Annotated in this window: 9 protein-coding genes; 4 read left to right on the top strand and 5 right to left on the bottom strand. The window is 43.1% G+C overall.

All coding sequences use genetic code 11. The features are described from left to right. Positions 1 to 79 precede the first annotated feature (79 nt). Positions 80 to 1738 (top strand): 2,3-bisphosphoglycerate-independent phosphoglycerate mutase, encoded by a 1659-nt coding sequence (gene gpmI, locus HNR50_RS01920; protein ID WP_184742895.1) that lies wholly within the window; start codon positions 80 to 82, stop codon positions 1736 to 1738. A 47-nt stretch (positions 1739 to 1785) separates the two neighbouring features. Here the strand turns inward: gpmI and HNR50_RS01925 are convergent, their stop codons facing one another. Genes HNR50_RS01925 through glpK form a run of 3 tightly spaced genes read right to left on the bottom strand, consistent with a single transcriptional unit; the run spans position 1786 to position 7518 of the window. Beyond that, positions 1786 to 4356, bottom strand: coding sequence for a HEAT repeat domain-containing protein (locus tag HNR50_RS01925; protein ID WP_184742897.1), 2571 nt, complete (start codon positions 4354 to 4356; stop codon positions 1786 to 1788). Between the two features lie 5 nt (positions 4357 to 4361). Further along, a complete protein-coding gene (locus tag HNR50_RS01930) occupies positions 4362 to 5981 on the bottom strand; it encodes an adenylate/guanylate cyclase domain-containing protein (RefSeq protein WP_184742900.1) in 1620 nt (539 codons plus the stop codon). A 46-nt stretch (positions 5982 to 6027) separates the two neighbouring features. Then, positions 6028 to 7518 (bottom strand): glycerol kinase GlpK, encoded by a 1491-nt coding sequence (gene glpK / locus HNR50_RS01935; RefSeq protein WP_184742903.1) that lies wholly within the window; start codon positions 7516 to 7518, stop codon positions 6028 to 6030. Positions 7519 to 7623: 105 nt separating this feature from the next. On the opposite strand from glpK, the gene HNR50_RS01940 reads away from it, so the two are divergent. After that, positions 7624 to 9831, top strand: a complete 2208-nt coding sequence (locus HNR50_RS01940) for a cyclic nucleotide-binding domain-containing protein (protein ID WP_184742906.1) — start codon at positions 7624 to 7626, stop codon at positions 9829 to 9831. Here HNR50_RS01940 and HNR50_RS01945 read toward each other — a convergent pair. After that, complete coding sequence (locus HNR50_RS01945) at positions 9819 to 10667, bottom strand: MBL fold metallo-hydrolase (RefSeq protein WP_184742909.1); 849 nt, start codon at positions 10665 to 10667, stop codon at positions 9819 to 9821. The two genes, HNR50_RS01940 and HNR50_RS01945, sit on opposite strands and share 13 nt — an antisense overlap. 145 nt (positions 10668 to 10812) lie before the next feature. On the opposite strand from HNR50_RS01945, the gene HNR50_RS01950 reads away from it, so the two are divergent. Continuing rightward, positions 10813 to 12087, top strand: a complete 1275-nt coding sequence (locus HNR50_RS01950) for an NAD(P)/FAD-dependent oxidoreductase (RefSeq protein ID WP_184742912.1) — start codon at positions 10813 to 10815, stop codon at positions 12085 to 12087. Position 12088: 1 nt separating this feature from the next. Further along, positions 12089 to 13672 carry a peptide chain release factor 3 gene (locus HNR50_RS01955; protein WP_184742915.1) on the top strand — a complete coding sequence of 528 codons (1584 nt, stop codon included), beginning with the start codon at positions 12089 to 12091 and terminating at the stop codon, positions 13670 to 13672. On the opposite strand, the gene HNR50_RS01960 is transcribed toward HNR50_RS01955, so the two are convergent. Continuing rightward, a complete protein-coding gene (locus tag HNR50_RS01960) occupies positions 13669 to 14487 on the bottom strand; it encodes a cytidylate kinase family protein (protein ID WP_184742918.1) in 819 nt (272 codons plus the stop codon). The genes HNR50_RS01955 and HNR50_RS01960 overlap by 4 nt on opposite strands. Between the last annotated feature and the right edge of the window lie 90 nt (positions 14488 to 14577).

The following is a 14577-nucleotide window of genomic DNA, read 5'->3' on the forward strand; positions in this document are numbered from 1 at the left end:
CCTTGATGTTCCTCTTTTCTTTGAGTATTATAAATATACTTTTACAGATAAATGAAGAATATTATTTAAGGGGTGACAAGTGGTTGATTCACTTAAGAAGAATCCTTCTTTCAAAGGAAGAAAAGGTCCTGTTGTACTATGTATAATGGACGGGGTCGGGTTTGGTAAATACGAGGAAGGCGATGCCGTTCTCGGCGCGAAAACACCGGTTCTCGATGATATAACGAAAAACAATCCATCAGTAAGACTGAAAGCCCACGGTAAAGCTGTCGGTCTTCCTTCGGACGACGATATGGGCAACTCTGAAGTTGGACACAATGCAATGGGGTGCGGAAGAGTCTTTTCCCAGGGAGCAAAGCTGGTTCAGAATTCCATTGATACAGGAGCCATGTTTACCGGCGGCACATGGAAGAAGCTCGTCGCTAACGCCATATCCAATAAAGCGGCTTTGCATTTTATCGGTCTTCTGTCCGATGGTAATGTTCATTCTCACATAAATCATCTGAAATCCATGATTGAACAGGCTAAAAAAGACGGTGTATCAATGGTTCGCGTGCACGCATTGCTTGACGGCCGGGATGTAGGAGAAACTTCAGCGCTTGATTATTTTGATCCCTTTGAAGCGTTTTTGAATGATCTGAATGATGACTCTTTCGATGCAGCGATTGCTTCGGGCGGTGGGAGAATGAAAATAACCATGGACCGTTATAATGCAGACTGGTCAATGGTTGAGCTTGGTTGGAAAACGCATGTTCTGGGTGAAGGGGAACTCTTTACTTCAGCTCATGAAGCCATTGTCGACCTGAGAGAAAGGTCCGGAGCTATTGATCAGGACCTGCCTCCCTTCGTTATTGCTGATAATGAAGGTAATCCTCTCGGCCCTGTTTCTGATGGCGACAGCGTTATCTTCTTCAATTTCCGTGGAGACCGCTCCATTGAAATCTCCAAAGCTTTCACCGAAGGGGAAAGCTTCCATGAGTTTGATAGAGTAAAAGTTCCGGCTGTTGAGTATGCCGGAATGATGGAGTACGACGGAGACCTGCATATTCCCGCACAGTACCTCGTTAATCCTCCTGAGATTTCCAGAACAATGAGCGAGTATCTTGTAGCGACGGGGATCAAGCAGTATTCCATCAGTGAGACTCAGAAATTCGGACATGTGACTTATTTCTTTAACGGAAACAAAACAGGAAAATTCAGCGAAGAACTTGAAACTTACGTCGAAATTCCTTCTGATAACGTTCCTTTTGAAAACAAGCCTGCCATGAAGTGTAAAGAAATAACGGATAATCTTCTCGAAGCAATTTCATCGGGAAACTATCCCTTTATCAAACTGAATTTTCCCAACGGCGATATGGTCGGGCACACCGGTGTGTATAGTGCCGTTGTTGAGTCCATGGAAGCTATGGACAGGCAAATCGGAAGAATCAGAGAAGCCGTTGAGAAAGCCGGAGGAATACTCATTCTGACTGCTGATCATGGTAATGCTGATGATATGTATGAACATGACAAAAAGACAGGGGCGGTTATACATAATGCAAAAGGAACACCTAAAGCAAAAACCTCACACTCTCTGAATCCTGTTCCCTGTGTTATTTATGACCCTGACTATGCCGGGGATTACGATAAAGAGCTCGTTGAAGGTCTCGGGATCAGTTCCCTCGCTGCAACCTGTATCAACCTTCTCGGTTATGTCGCTCCCGACGACTACGATAAATCAATTATTACTTTAAAATAATCATTTCTTTAAGAAGGAGCTGTTCAATTTCAGAACAGCTCCTTCTTTTATTCCATATTTTTAGAGTTAAGTCTTTCCAGCGCCCAGGCCGTATACTTTCTCACTTTCCGGTCCGGATCGTTTTCCAGAGTTTTAAGGATTTCCGTTCCTTCGCTGTTATTTAATTGCTCAAGCGCTCTTGTAACAGCTATGCGGACATCTTTATCAGAATCTCTTGCCGCCAGAACAATGCCTCTGAAAGCCGAAGCAGTACCAATGTATGACAACTCATCAGCTGCTTTTCTCCTGAGCGAGGGATCTCGATGTTTTAGAAAGCGAATCTGATTCTCTATAAACCCAGTGTTTTCCAGAACTTCACAGATATGGGGTTTTAATGCCGTAATATCCTCTTTCAAGAGAGAAACCATCATTTCCTCTCCTTCTTCTTTCATCGCACTGAAAGCATTTGCCAATTTATCTCGCAAACGGGGTGATCCGTCTTTGAAAATTTCAATTAATCGGGATATTTCTTTTTTTGAAGTTTTACCTTCCAGAGCTTTTATTATCACAGGATTAAAATCATCAGTTTTATCCAGTAATTCAGTCAGAATCTCTATGGATTTGATACTTTCTGAAAATCCCAATCCGCGGATGGCCGGAATCTTGACTGATTCAACTTCGTTTTCATCAAAAAGAACGTCTTTTAATTCCAGCAGAGAATTATCTGAGCCGGATCCGGCTATGGCCATAGCCACTTCCATACGGACCCTTTCCACCGGATCTCTCAGCATAGCTATTGCTGAACTTACTGTCTTTGTCTCACCAAAATCTACAAGCGCCCATATGGAAGCTATTCGAACTTCAGGATCGGCATCGCCCAGCGACTTTCTGATCTCTTTAATAAATGATTTACCGTCAACAGCAGGAAGACAGGATATGAGAGATGATCGAACCGAAGCGTCATCGCTTTCAAGAAGAATTTCTGTCAATCGATCGAACTCATTTCTGTCATATTCAGTCAGCAAACCTGCGATCTCCCGGGCTTCATGCTGGGGCAGGATAGGGAGGTTCTCAAGAATTGTCTGCAGACAGAAAGACTGTTTCAGCTGAATGAGAATTTTCAGCGCATCTTTTCTGACATTATGACTGTACGTGCCTCTGTCAGATTTTATTATTTCGAGCATTTTCTGAATATAGAGATCCTGATCCATGCGGCAGATTGCATTTCTAAGATCTTCCCGTGCATGAAATTTGTCATCTTCTAAAAAGCTAATCAGGTTGGATATAAAAATTGTCGCACCCCTGACCGGCAGTAATTTCAGTATTTTTTCAACGATAACATCATTATTCCTGTTTTTCCTGAGGAAATCGTTGAGATACTCTAAGGCCTGATCGGACCCCCGTTTGTTCAGGCAAAGGAGTGCCCGATCAAAAAGCTCGATATTTTCCGCTGTAGATTGATTCATGGAAAATATTTTGCGGCACACAGGTTCAATCAGAGAGACTTCTCCTTTGTCCGCCAGAATGCCCGTGACGACATATAACGACCCTGCATTGTTCGTTTTGGCGGATAATTCAAGAAAAGAAGATACATGTACTTCACAGCTTTTTCTAAGAAGACGATCAATTCTTTTAAGATTTTCTCTGTCACCCAGATCGGCTTCTTCGAGAAGCCGTTTGAGAGCTCCCCGTTCTTCCAGAAATCTCGCAGCGGCGAAACGCAGCTCCAGATTGTCATGATCCAGAAATCTCAATGCCGTGTCCTCGTCAGCTTTTGAAAAGGAGCTCAGGTGTTCCAGGGCGTGAATGGCTTCATGTGTCTGAAGATTTTCAATGCTGATATTATAGACATCGGTGAAATCATGGTTTATGCGGTCTTTAGCTGCTGCCCTGACTTCTCTAACAGGATCATTGAGATAAAGTCGGAATAATTCATTATATAATTTATCCCGATTCGGAGTCTGGAATTCGGATGCAATGGTTTTTCTTATAAGTGGATGAGGATCCCTTATGCTCTCCCATACAGCCCTTGATGATTGATCACTATCATCATAAAGCAGGATCTTGACGGCAAAATATCTCGATGCCCATAGAGGATCTCCCGTCATTTCCCGAATCTGCGGGAGTTTCTCACGGAAAAAATCCAGAGCTTTCTCTCCGCTGAACTCTTCGCCGACGCCAGATAGGGCTATTCTTCTCGTTATCAGGAATTCTTCGCTGTCATCGAGCCAGTTTCTGAGAATGGCCGCATAATCTTTACGCTCCAGGGCAATCAGAAAACAGGTAAAGAGACCTCTTTCCGGATAATAGTTTAAAACTCTTTTGTAAAGCTTTTTACTCTTATGCTTTTTCAGTTCCGTAAACCAGAGATTATTGATACCTATAATCTGCAGTAGGTCAATACCGTATTTCAGCGCCATCTTTTCGATTAATTGAGACCGGCCCATGATTCTTGCCGGTGTAAAATATTCCTGATACTCTTTTTCAAGAAGCAGGGGATCTCTGTATACTGACAAGAGCCGTTTTTTAAATCTGTTTCTATTAAGCAGCAGGATAATGATGATGATTAACACCATCAGAATTATTCCTGATAAAACTATGAGAATATTCAGTGGAGTCAGTAGTTCTTTCCAATTCATTCTTTCTACCCCTTCCTTTCAATTACATTAAAAATGTGAATCGGTTTAGCTTTTCCTTTTACCTGCACAGGTGTTCGTTCTTCCACTTTGAAATGGTCGCCGAGCATGGCCCTGGTATCAGCCGTTATTATCACTTCACCCGCTTTTGCCACACCTTCCAGTCTTGCCGCGACATTAACAGTATCACCTATGATGGTATAATCCATTCTTCTCGAACTTCCCAGATTTCCGGCTACGAGATAGCCGGAATGCATTCCAATGCCGACTTTGAGATTTGAAGCCAGCCCTTTAAAGAATTGCCTCTTTCCGGAATTAATAAGGTTTTGTATTTCAAGAGCACAGGTTACCGCATTAATGGCATCTTCTTCCTCGGATACCATAGGCACGCCCCAGGCAGCCATTATGCAGTCTCCTATAAACTTATCAATATATCCTTTGTTGTTAATTACTTTTTCAACCGCTTCGTTAAAGTATTCATTGAGAATCTCGATGATATATGCCGGGTCCTTTCCTTCAGAGAAAGAGGTATAGCCTCGTATATCGGCGAAGAGGACAGTCGCTCTCTTCTCGGCGCCGCCAGGCTTGACAAGCTCCGGTTTGTTCAGCAAATTGTTTACCAGGTCTTTTGAGAGGTAACGGGCGAACATATCCTTAATCTGGCGCCTTTCTTCCGTGACAACAGACATCTGCTTCTGCAGTTCCTGTTCACGGGTTTCATCAGTCATAATCGCCACTGTTCCGAGTTTCTTCCCTCTGATCCCCATCAAAGGGGAAAGGTTCAATTTAAAATCCATATCACCGGCTGACTTTGCATTTCTATAGATACCGGCAATACCTAGAAATTGACGGCCTTCACTAATGGATTTTTCAATGGCATCTAATACGGACTTGCTCAGTCTGCCTTTGAAAAGAGTCGTGAAATGTAATCCGTACATCTCATCATCGAGTTGCAAGGTTTCAACAGCTTCCCTGTTTGCGTATGATAAATTCCCGTCGGAATCAAATGTAATGAGAATGTTCGTCATCGATGAAAAAATGTTTTCCTGGTAACGCTCCATGCTTTGAATCTTTTTATAAGATTCTTTCATAGCGCTGAACAGCAGGGCATTGCTAAGCATGCCCGAACCCATTTTCGACAACGAATCAAGAAATTGAAACCGGAAATTGTTATAAAAATTTCCGGTTCTGGAATTGAGAATCAGAATTCCTATTCTACTGTCGGGAGTAAATAGGGGAAGAGCTATGGCGCTTTTCATTTCCTCAGCCAGATAAATTTCGGGGAAGTGATCGACTTTCTCTCTTTTAAGGGCAATAACTGTTTCTCCGGATTCTTCTATAAAATCAATTAATGAAGCATCTCTCGAAAGTTTTTCTTCGACAGCCCATCGTCCCCGTTTGTACAGTATAGTCAGATCCGGATCTTCCGAGTCCTTATGGTTGTAAGCATAGAAAACAGATAAATCGGACCGCGTGACATCAAGACTCTGTTCAACGATTACAGATACCAGATCGTTGAAATTCATATTGCGCGTCATAAGTCTGCTGGCCTTGACGATAGGATCCATGATTGACGGGTTCTGAGGTTTGACTGAATAAAGCCGCTCTTTTTTATTTTTCCTCAACATAGTTTAATTATAGAAGAAAAGAGGAGCGGCATTCCACATTTAAGTATTAATTATCCCAGTTAATGACTCTCGAAATGGCTTTCTTCCATCCTTTATATAGAGTTTCTCTCGTTCCGGTATCCATGGTTGAAGAAAAAATGCGATCTTCACTCCAGACCGATGCCAGTTCATCGACATCTTTCCAGAAACCGGTTGCCAGACCCGCAAGAAAGGCAGCGCCCATTGCTGTCGTTTCCACCAGTTGCGGACGAATAACATCGACACCGGTAATATCACTTTGAAACTGAAGAAGGAAATTGTTTCGCGAAGCCCCGCCGTCGACTTTCAAGGAAGTTATGTCTATCCCGGAATCGCTGACCATGACATCCAGGACATCTTTGGATCTGTAGGCGATGGATTCGAGAGCAGCCCGGACGATATGCTCTTTTTTGGCCCCTCTTGTGAGTCCGAGAATTCCCGCACGGGCATCCATATCCCAATAGGGGGTTCCTATTCCCTGAAAGGCCGAGACGAGATACACGCCATGGGAGTCTTTTACAGAAAGCGCCATAGTTTCGGTTTCCATGGCATCACTGATTATTCTCAGATCATCTCTCAGCCATTGGATAACTGCGCCGGCCATGAAAACACTGCCTTCCAGAGCATAATGAATTACACCGTTTCGGGCTATGGCAATGGTGGTAAGCAAGCCGTTTTCAGAAGCTACCGGCTTTTCTCCTGTATTCATGAGCATGAAACAACCTGTACCGTAGGTGTTCTTAACATCCCCTTTGTTCAGACACATCTGACCGAAGAGAGCAGACTGCTGATCGCCGGCGATCCCGGTTATAGGAATTTCCACTCCGAAAAGCTCTTTGTCCGTATGTCCGTAGAGAAAGCTTGAATCTTCGACTTGCGGCAGCATGGAAACGGGTATATTAAACTCCTGAAGAAGCTCTTCATCCCATTTCAGTTCATGTATATTGAAGATCATCGTCCGCGAAGCATTGGTAAAATCTGTTTTATGAATTTTACCGCCGGTCAGATTCCAGAGAAGCCATGTATCGATAGTTCCGAAGAGTAGATCTCCCTTTTCGGCTTTTTCTCTGGCTCCCTCGACGTTTTCGAGAATCCACATTATCTTGGTAGCTGAAAAATAAGCATCCAGGGGTAAGCCTGTTTTTGCTTTGATCTTATCCGCCAGTCCTTTCTCTCTGATACTTTCACAGATATCTACAGTTCTACGGCATTGCCAGACGATGGCGTTATATACAGGTTTTCCTGTATTTATATCCCAGACGACTGTCGTTTCCCTCTGATTGGTAATCCCGATAGCCTCAATATCTGAAGCATCAATATTATTTCTGCCGAGAGCCTGTTTGAAAACATCTATCTGACAATTCCAGATTTCCACAGGGTCATGCTCAACCCATTTTTCCCTGGGGTATATCTGAGTGAACTCCTGCTGTGCAACTGCTTCGATATTTCCGCTTTTATTAACTAAAAGAACTCTCGAACTGGTTGTTCCCTGATCAAGAGAAATAATGTATTTTTTCAACACTTCCCTCCGTATAAATACCTATTTACTTATTTAATGTAAGTATTATCACGTCTGTTTTTATAAAAGTCTACAATTTTAAAAAAATTGATTATAATTGTACTAATGGAAAAAATAAAAGTCGCTACCGGAGTCACCTGGGTCTCTATCCCCGAGGTCGACATGCATGTTTTATGCGGTTGTCCGATGGACAGTGTCAAACATCTGATGAGGCTGGGCCTTATCAGAAACCTTTCCCGTGACGGCCAGACATTTGAAACTGGCCCCAATGCCATCCTTCTCGCCGATACGCAAATGCAGAATGGCGATTTTGCAAATGTCTCGGAGTTTCCCGTTTTACACATGATGTATCGCCAGGGGATGATAATACCAGGCCACCCCGGAAATACCGGTCGAAAACCCATGTTAATCGGTTTGAAAGAACAAATTGACGCTCAAAGCCAATATATTTTCCGGGGGACTTACGGACTTTCCACAATGGATGAGCTCATGCAGACAGGGCTCGGAGAGCAGCAGGCCCGGGAAATCCTCAGGCTGAAGAACAGGTTTAATTTCAATAAAATACGAAAAACAGAAGAATTACTGGATCTTGTCGTTGTCGATGATAAACCCAAGGTCCTGGATAATGGAGTGGTCATTACCCGCAAAGGTTTCAATCTGTATAGCATATCCTATAATGGTGAGTCCGTGGAGATAGATTTGAATCTCCACAAGCTCGAGCGGTACGAGCCTCCCTATACACTTGATTTCCATAAAATTAAAAGAGAATATTTTTCCGTTATACATCTGGGTGAAGGTAACGGATGGGACCGGAACAGACCATGCATGGGGAGTTTATTGACCTTTCAGGGCAAATTTTATCTCATTGACGCAGGACCCAGCCTTCAGTTCAGTTTAACGAGCCTGGGAATAAGCGTAAATGATATCGAGGGCATATTCCAGACTCACGGACACGATGACCATTTTTGCGGTCTGACGTCTCTGGTGCATACCGACCACAGAATAAAGTACTTCGCCACGCCCCTGGTCAGGAGCTCAGTGGTTAAGAAGCTGACCGGCCTTATGGGCGTCAATGAAAAAATGTTTGAGAAATCCTTTGAAATTCATGATCTGGAAGAGGGGAGCTGGAACTATATTGAAGGACTGGAAGTTATGCCGGTTTTATCTCCGCACCCTGTCGAAACGACAATTCTCTACTTCCGTTCCTTCTGGCACGATGGGTATAAAAGTTACGGACATCTCGCTGATATAGCATCGGATCGTGTTTTAAAGGACTTTCTCGTTCCCGATGAAGCGGGAAGCGGTATAAGCGAGGCCTTATACAACAAAGTCTGGAGAAATTATCTCATTCCGGCAGATTTGAAAAAGATAGATATCGGCGGAGGAATGATTCACGGAGATGCTCAGGACTTCAGAGATGACCAGTCTAGGAAAATCATACTGAGTCATAAGGAAGGAGAACTGGATGACACAGAAAAGGAAATCGGGTCCAGTGCTTCTTTCGGTATGCAGGACGTTCTGATTCCTTCTGTAGCCAATTATCATACGATTTACACGCGGGATTATCTCAAAGCTCTTTTCCCGGGAGTCAAAAGAGGAGATTTGAATATTCTCCAGAATGGAAAGATCAGTTTTTCCAATGTCGGCACAATCCTTGTAAAAAAAGGAGAAACCGTTGATAAACTGTATCTTATCATCAGTGGTCTGGTTGAAATGATCAATCAGAAAGAAATACAAAACAGTATCCTTTCGTCAGGCAGCCTGATCGGGGCCATTTATGCAATCGACGGCAAAAACTCCGAACAAACCTACAGAACGGCGAGTTATGTGGAATATCTGGAAATCCCGAGAGAATTATTCCTCTTTGTCATCAGAAGAAACAATCAGGAGGAAAACATCAGACGTCTGAGCAACAACCGGTCGTTTATCAGAAGAAACCGGCTTCTGGGTATTACCTGCTCCTGCCATACGATCAACAAAATAGCTGATCATATGGAATTTGTACGGATAAAGAAAGGCTCATCAATTCAATCTTACCGGAGAAACGGTATTCTTGTTCTTCATTCAGGAAGAATTTCCCTATACTATAAAAAGATTTTTGTTGAAGACATTCTCATCGGTCGAGTCTGTTTTTTTGAAGATTTATATGAAGATATCAATCCTGTATTTACTGAAAAAGTGGAAGAGGATTCAACGGCATTTCTCATACCTTTCGCAATTCTTGAAGATATTCCGGTTATTTTGTGGAAATTCAGAAAGGTTTATTCTCATCGACTGAGAATCGTTCATGAAAAAAGCACTCAGAATATATAAAAACAACCTTCCCGGATTAAATCGATGAATTTTGATTCCCTAATCCTATCCTCAAAATCCTTCCAGTTGTCTCCGTAGTGCATGAGAAAGGTTCTTTCCTTCACTTGATCGGGAAGAGTATCAAGTTCATTGATGGATGCGTGAACTCCTCCGTCAAAAAATTGACAATCGTGAAATATTCTTTCAATATTCCAGTGCTTGTCGGCAAATTCGATAAGCGACGGATCAAATCTGGTATCGCTGGTAAACAGGACTTTGTTATCAATTATCAATCCGGTACTCCATGCGGAATCTTTCCAGGAATGAGAAGTATCGGGAGTATGCATTGTTCTGAAAAATGTTATTTCCAGTTCGCCGACAGTAAATTTCCACGAGTCCCTTTCCATTCCCTGTACTTTAGCGGGGGTATGGGCTTTCCACAAATCTTTGAATGAGAGCGGACGGCCCTTGTGATTCTCGTTCCCTTCAGCTCCTCCACGGAGAGAATGGTTCCAGAGCGCTTTTTTAAACCTGGGAGTAATATAGATATTGGCGCGTTTCAGATTCATCATATAACGGTTCATAAGCATGACTTCTTCCAAACCGCCGATATGATCAGCATGTGTATGAGTAATAAAAAAATTATCAATCTTATAGACCGGCAATCCGTATTCCCAGAGGGCCTGGGGGGTTTTCGTTCCGCAGTCGATCATCAAATGATCATTTCCTTTGACAATGAGAATATTCGTCTGATTCATTTTCTTCGTAAAAGCACTTCCGGAACCTACAAAAAAAAGAGATAGCTCACCGCTATTGGTCAATTCCAGTTTCCGATCGCCGACTTTTTCTATTCTCATTATCTCTCCAGGGCTCAATATACCAGTATTCTTATACTATAGCTGCTTTTTATCTTTTTTTCAAAATAGAAAAAGTTTTTCTATTCTCCATACCTTTTATTCACGGTTTGTCACAATGATCTCTTTACTGTATACTTGGCGGGTTATGAGTAAATTCGATTGTATAATTGTCGGAACCGGGCCCGCAGGACTGGGTGCCGCTTTTGAATTAATAGAGAAAAGCAGTTCTCTAAAGGTCCTTATGCTGGATAAGGAAAACTTCTCCACAGGCGGTCTGCGAAATGACTGTAAGATGAATTTTACATTCCCCATCGGTTTCCCTGAAGACAACTGGACTGAGAATGAAGCCGAATCCTACCTGGAAAAAGTTACAGAAATCCTCAATCCTCCCATTAAAGAAAAGCATAATCTTGAAACCTATCAGAAAAGAGCAGAAAAACTGGGCTGCAAACTGATAAATATTAGGCAGTCTCATCTGGGGACAGACGGCGGTCTTGAACTGATTAAAGAGCTTACAGCTAAACTCCGCTCCAGGAATGTGGAAATTTCACTGGGAGAAGAAGTCCTTGATCTGCAGGCCGGTGACAAAAAAATAATTACGAATAAAAGAGAAATCTTTTATGAAAATATTATATTTGCTCCCGGTCGTAAAGGTTTCGGCTTTCTCCAGAATATCATGAGCAAAATAGACGTTCCCTTCCTGGATCATATTGTCGATATTGGCGTCCGTATTGAAACGAAGGAAAGTTCGTACCCAATCGTCCGGGACTACTACGATCCCAAATTTCTGTTTCCTCAGGGCGTAAGAACATTCTGTACAAATTCCGGAGCCGCCCATGTCGTAAAAGAAAAATACTCGACCAGAGACGGACAGACTTTTTACAGTGTAAACGGGCATGCATTTTCAGACAGAAAGAAGCAGAACGGGCTTGTCAATTTCGCCATGTTGAAAACGGTCCGGCTGACAGAACCTCTTGCCTCCGGTCAGGGATTTGTTGAAATGCTGGGTCTTCAGTCCATGCTCCTCGGAGGAGGACAGCCCATAATGCAGCGGGTCGGAGATTTCCGAATGGGAACGAGGTCCAAAGTTGAATCTTTTAATAACGATTTATATGATTTCGAACCGACGCTGAAAGGTTGCACACCCGGTGATATCAGTCTGGCCATGCCGGGCCGGATATTAAGAGCGATCTGGAAATCCATGAAAGAGTTGGATACGATAATACCAGGGGTCCTGCATCCCGGTACGATCATGTATTATCCTGAAATAAAACTCTATGCGAATAAACCGACTTTCAAGGACGGTCATTTCAAAGTGGCTGAAAATATATATATGATAGGCGACGGAGCCGGTACCAGCCGGGGTATAACAGGAGCCTGGGCAAGCGGAATCCGCGCGGCAGAAGGTGTAACAGGCTAAGATGGAAGAATTAAAAAGCGAAATAGATAAACGACTGACTTTTGCGATTATCAGTCACCCCGATGCGGGAAAAACGACGATCACCGAAAAACTGCTTCTTTTTGGAAAAGCCATCCATGCAGCGGGTGCCGTCAAATCTCACAGAAACGAACGGAAAACGACTTCCGACTTTATGGAGATGGAAAAACAAAGAGGGATTTCCGTTTCGACTTCGGTAATGGGCTTTGACTGGAAAGGGCGGAAGGTCAACCTTCTCGATACTCCGGGACATGCCGATTTTTCAGAAGACACATACAGAACACTGACAGCTGTCGACAGCACGTTAATGGTTATCGACTCCGTAAAAGGTGTCGAAGAGCGGACAAGAAAGCTCTGTGAAATCTGCCGGATGAGAAGGACTCCCATTGTTACCTATATAAACAAGCTGGACCGTGACGGCAAAGACCCCATAGAGCTTATGGATGAAGTTGAGACAGAACTCAATGTAAAAATTACGCCTATGAGCTGGCCGGTAGGTCAGGGAAAAGCATTCAAAGGTGTATATAGCCTTTACGAAAAGAGATTGATACTGTTCAACCCCCACGGCACACAGGAAGACGACGATGTCGTGGAAATAGACGATCTGTACAGCGAGCTACTGGACCGCCATGCAGGCTCGGAAGCTGCAAAGCTTCGTGAGGAAATAGAACTGATCAATGAAGTGTATCCCGCTTTTGACCGCGAGCAATATCTTTCCGGTCATATCACTCCGGTTTTCTTCGGTAGTGCTATTAATAACTTCGGTGTCCGCGAACTCCTCGATTGTCTTGTTGACATCGCTCCTCCCCCAAAAGTTCATGAAACTGAAGAGAGGACTGTTAAAGCCGAGGAAGATAAATTCTCGGGATTCGTTTTCAAAATCCATGCCAATCTCGATCCCAAACACAGGGACAGAATTGCTTTCCTGAGAATCTGTTCCGGACGCTTTGAAAAAAACAAACAATACCTTCACGTCAGGTCGGGCAAACCGTTCAAAACGTCTAATCCGACAGCTTTTATGGCTCAGGACAGGAATGTTATTGACTATGCCTATCCGGGGGATATTATCGGGCTGCACGATACGGGTACTTTCAAAATCGGAGATACCCTGACGGAAGGTGAGAAAATCAAGTTTAAGGGAATACCCAGTTTTGCCCCCCAGATATTCCGTACGGTCATAAATCTGGATCCTATGAAATCCAAACAGTTCAATAAAGGGCTGGAACAGTTGGCTGAAGAAGGGGTCGTACAGCTATTCACCAAGAAATACACGAAAGAGAGATTGCTCGGCGTCGTAGGTATGCTGCAGCTCGATGTTATAAAATACAGGCTGGAACACGAATATAAAGCTTCTTGCCGTTTCGACAATTCTTCCTTCACCACAGCCTGCTGGATAAAATGCAAAGACAAAAAGGTGATAGATAAATTCATTTCCCAACATTCTTCCAAAATCGCGGAAGATGTCAGAGGTGAGCTTGTATTTCTAGCTTCAAATAAATGGATGCTGGAACGGACTCTGGAGGAGTTTCCGGAAGTCCGTTACTACTTCACTTCGGATTTTGATTAATATCCCATATAATTGGTTATGAAATAGATCTCGGGGTCGACAGATTTGACTCCGGGGACTTTCATAGCCGCTTTAACACATTGTTCTATATTCTGCTCAACTGTTACAGTCCCTTTTATGCTGACTACTCCGTTTTCCGATGTCACATCGAGTATATCGATCGGAATGCTGTGCTCGTACATAAGGGCAATAATAACTTCCTGAGCGATAAATTTATCCTCTATTCGATTTTTAAGAACTTCAGGATCCGATTGCAGGCATTCACATTTGTTCATGGTCAGCAAAGTGTCGACGCAGGAATCCACCGATAAATAATCCGTGTTGAGTATAACATCATAAAAGTCGGGGTCGCGCCAGTCCTGTTCGAAGAAGAACTTGTGGAATCCGCTTCTGTTTTTATCATACTGAGAAATGATCCTTTCGGCGTTTTTAAGGTCGCAACTCAATTGCTCTGCGACTCTACCGGCACGTGTTTCCATTGAAGCGATAACCCTGACCTTCAGCACACCCGGTATTCCGTGAAGCATCAGATGAGCTCCCCGACCGCAGATGACGCAGTTCCCTTCCTTGGAATTTTCAAAAACAACAGTCTTCAAATACCGGAGATATCTGTCTTTTCCAGATTTGAAATACTCGAGAAAACCGGGATTTTTTTCATCATATTTGTCAAAACTGACATCGGGAATACCGTATTTATCGTATTGCGATTCAAGGATTTCCTTATCCAGAAACTTATATCCGAGAGATTCAGCCAGTTTTTCGGCAATCTCTTTACCCAGGCTGCCGAATTGCCTGGAAACAGTGATAACGCTCATGACATTCCTCCCTAAAAAGTATCTTTCTTTATTAATTGTAATGTATTGAATAGAAAATTTCCTGTAACATATCATGTCCATTTCTGTTTT

Origin of the sequence: Spirochaeta isovalerica (assembly GCF_014207565.1) — a bacterium.
Taxonomy (GTDB): domain Bacteria; phylum Spirochaetota; class Spirochaetia; order DSM-2461; family DSM-2461; genus Spirochaeta_F; species Spirochaeta_F isovalerica.

Bases quoted from the DNA above. Each gene is read 5' to 3' on its own strand.
- HNR50_RS01960 (WP_184742918.1), bottom strand. From the start codon at position 14,487: ATGAGCGTTATCACTGTTTCCAGGCAATTCGGCAGCCTGGGTAAAGAG.
- HNR50_RS01955 (WP_184742915.1), top strand. From the start codon at position 12,089: ATGGAAGAATTAAAAAGCGAAATAGATAAACGACTGACTTTTGCGATT.
- HNR50_RS01930 (WP_184742900.1), bottom strand. From the start codon at position 5,981: ATGTTGAGGAAAAATAAAAAAGAGCGGCTTTATTCAGTCAAACCTCAG.
- HNR50_RS01940 (WP_184742906.1), top strand. From the start codon at position 7,624: ATGGAAAAAATAAAAGTCGCTACCGGAGTCACCTGGGTCTCTATCCCC.
- HNR50_RS01950 (WP_184742912.1), top strand. From the start codon at position 10,813: ATGAGTAAATTCGATTGTATAATTGTCGGAACCGGGCCCGCAGGACTG.
- HNR50_RS01925 (WP_184742897.1), bottom strand. From the start codon at position 4,356: ATGAATTGGAAAGAACTACTGACTCCACTGAATATTCTCATAGTTTTA.
- HNR50_RS01945 (WP_184742909.1), bottom strand. From the start codon at position 10,667: ATGAGAATAGAAAAAGTCGGCGATCGGAAACTGGAATTGACCAATAGC.